Source organism: Bradyrhizobium sp. (assembly GCF_035701725.1).
In the GTDB taxonomy this organism is placed as follows: domain Bacteria; phylum Pseudomonadota; class Alphaproteobacteria; order Rhizobiales; family Xanthobacteraceae; genus Bradyrhizobium.
Genome location: NZ_DASSRP010000021.1, coordinates 1 through 2,840 on the forward strand (window position 1 = coordinate 1; position 2,840 = coordinate 2,840).

Sequence of the window (2,840 nt, forward strand, 5' to 3'; positions counted from 1 at the left end):
ACGGGATGTCCCAGGCATTGATATGAACGTCGTGTGCTTTGACCCTGCAGCGGGCACCGGCACTTGCTCCGGCATGGGCGACGCCGTCGCCGTCGGCGGGCATCAGCACAGTGCTGTATCCATGTTCGCCGAGTTCGATCGGGGCGGTGATCGTGATCTCCGCACCGAAATCGTTTCCCTCGAAGGCTACGAGCGGCGCTCTGCCGACTTCGCGGCCCGCTGCGTCAAAGAACAAAACCGGATCACCCGAAAGATCGTATTGTTCGGGACATTCCGCGACGGCTTTGAGGGTCAGGGCAGTGCCGGCATCCGCCTCCTGAGGCGAAATCGACAGGCTCAGGGAGACATTGAAAAGAACAGCTTCCTGACTCGTCATGGTTTGGCTTCTCGTCTCGCAAACACTTTTGCCTGATTGATCCCGAACGGGCTCCACACACCAGCGCCGTCGCCGACGGCGGGGCGTGTCGGCGGGCCACGCGGCCCGCCGCGACACCCTGCGCCGTTAGTTCAGCCGGCCGGTTCGGCAGCCGCGTACGTCCCCGCCATATAGCCATGGACACACGCGCGGCCGATGCCATGCTGCCGGCCGCCGCCGGAGGCCTCGCCGCCGGCAAAAAGACCCGGAATCGGCTTCCCATATATGTCGATGACCTGGCAATGCCCGTCGATTTTCAGTCCGCCAATGGAATCGTTGACGGCGAACGGGATCAGCGCGGCATAGAATGGCGCCTTGTCGATCCTGTGCATGGCCGCCTTCTCGAAGTCGGTGTCCTTGCCGGCGGCGACGAAGCCGTTGAACCTGGCGACGGTTTGCTCGAGATACTTGAGCGGCATGCGCTGGAACCGGTTGCCCACCACCAACCGGGCAAGTTCAGCGATCGTATCCGCCTTGAAGAAGGTCCCGTTCGGGGGATCGGCGATATAGGGGTGCCGAAGCTGCCAGCCATTGGCATCGACCGCTGCCTGGTCGAAGATTGCCCAGACCGGCCCCGAGGAGTAGTCTGGAGCGCGCGAGCCTTCGTTCATGGCCAGTGCCGCGTCCGAGCCTGATCCCCAGGCAAAACTCGAGCGGACTTGGGCCACGCTGGCGTTCCGCCAATCGCACGGGGTGAAGGGCTTTTTGGTCCCTGACGAGCCCGGGGGGTATTGGGCCTCCGCACCGCGCTGGGCGCCGGTCGATATCTCGTCGTGGAAGCGCTTGCCGACCTGGTTGACGGCAATGATGTATTCCCAGCCTGTGGTGCCGATCGAGATGCCGTAGGAACGGATGAACTCGAACGCCGGGTGCCCCGGCATCACCCTGTCGTAAATGTCGGTGCAGGCCAGAACGTTCTGAAGGCGCAGGGCCGTGTTGGCGTGAAGGTTGGCCTGGTAAAGACCGCCGAGGCCCGCCCCGACCTTCATGCCGGCCAGGATGCCGCTCGCGTCCTCGTGGAGAGGACCCATCAGGCCAGTGCCGAACTGCATCGAAGGTTCGCTCATCCGCGGGTCGAACATGGTGCGGAAGGGAACGTTGCCCATATAGCCGCCGGTCCCCACGATCACTGCCCTGCGAGCGCGGATGTAGATGACCTGCTTGGTTTCGTCGATATTGCCGTTGCTCCAGTAGCTCTCCAGCCGTTTGCCAGTCTTGGGACTGAAGCGCGGCGTGTAGCTTGCCTTGACACCGATAACCCTGCCCGAATCGTGACCCTCGCGGATGATTTCGTCCAGGTGCCGGTTGAGCATGAACCTGACGCCCGCCTTGCGGGCGCTGTATTCAACGGAGCGCGAGATGACGAAGCCGCCGCTTATGCAGTTAGGAGCACCAACGGCGTCGGCCCGCGCGCCGGGGCCACCGCAGGTGCTGGGGTTGAAGAGTGATTGTCTTTCCTCCTCCATGCTGCCGGCGTCTGCCGAGGTGATCGTCCCCGCCTCGATGTCCGTCTTGTTGCCGAGCTTCATGATCGAACGAGCGGCCCGCGCCTTGGTCATGCCGCCGCCCTGGTGGGTACCGCTAATGCGCGCAAAGCGAACGTGGTTGTCCATCAGGAACTGGCGGGTCGCGGCCGCGTTGTCGGCCCACCCGCGCTGGAGTGCGCGATCGTTGTAGCGATATTCGGCAACCGCGTGGTCGTTGACGACCGACCAGTCGGTCGTGTCGATGAACAGCGTCTCGGGGTCGTCGGTCAGATCCGCGGCCGGCGTCAGCGGGGCGGTCAGCCATCCGTCGGGGTCGGCAAGGCCCAATCGGTCGCGCTCCTGGATGGGGTCGCCGCCGCCGAACGACGACTGTCCGCCGTTGTGCGATAATTTGCCGCCGATATCGAAGTTCTGCTCCAGAACCAGCACATCGGCGCCCAGGTCATGTGCGCGTTTCGCCGCCACGATTCCGGTCCCACCGGAGCCGCACACGATCACATCCGCCTCGTAGTCCCAGCGAATGTCAGCGGGGGCCCGTTGTGCCTGTGCCTTGCCAGGGGCCGACAGGATGGCCGCGCCCAATCCGGCGGCAGCGCCCGCCTTGACGAAGTCGCGCCGGCTGGCGGCCGTTTGATCCGGAAGCTCGGCGACCTTTGTTTCGCGTCTTTTGACCATGTTTAGTCTCCCCCAAGCTGTGGCCCGCGGATGACGACCACATTGGCAGCGAATTCACGACTCAGCCGTGGTTATTCAGCGCCAGCGCGGCGTGGCTCTATTGCCTGCCGCATGCATGGCGGCACTATTCCCGTTCGGACTCATCTTCGCGGCCCACGAACGAGCCTCTGTTTGCTCGATGACCCGTGACCTTCGCGATTAATGAAGATCATGCACCAAAGATTCGGTCTTGCAAAGACCGGCCGCTCTGCGAAGCGCGCGAA

At 63.7% G+C, this 2,840-nt stretch carries 2 protein-coding genes; both read right to left on the reverse strand.

All coding sequences use genetic code 11. The features are described from left to right. Nucleotides 1–376: hypothetical protein (locus VFL62_RS01045; protein WP_325170523.1), on the reverse strand; the 376-nt coding region annotated here is incomplete at its 3' end. Nucleotides 377–507: 131 nt separating this feature from the next. Further along, on the reverse strand, nt 508–2,577 hold the full coding sequence (locus VFL62_RS01050; RefSeq protein ID WP_325170524.1) for an FAD-binding protein: 2,070 nt from the start codon (nt 2,575–2,577) through the stop codon (nt 508–510). Nucleotides 2,578–2,840 lie beyond the last annotated feature (263 nt).

What these genes read in the sequence shown, in the direction of transcription:
- VFL62_RS01050 (WP_325170524.1), bottom strand. Translation starts at nt 2,577, where the DNA reads ATGGTCAAAAGACGCGAAACAAAGGTCGCCGAGCTTCCGGATCAAACG.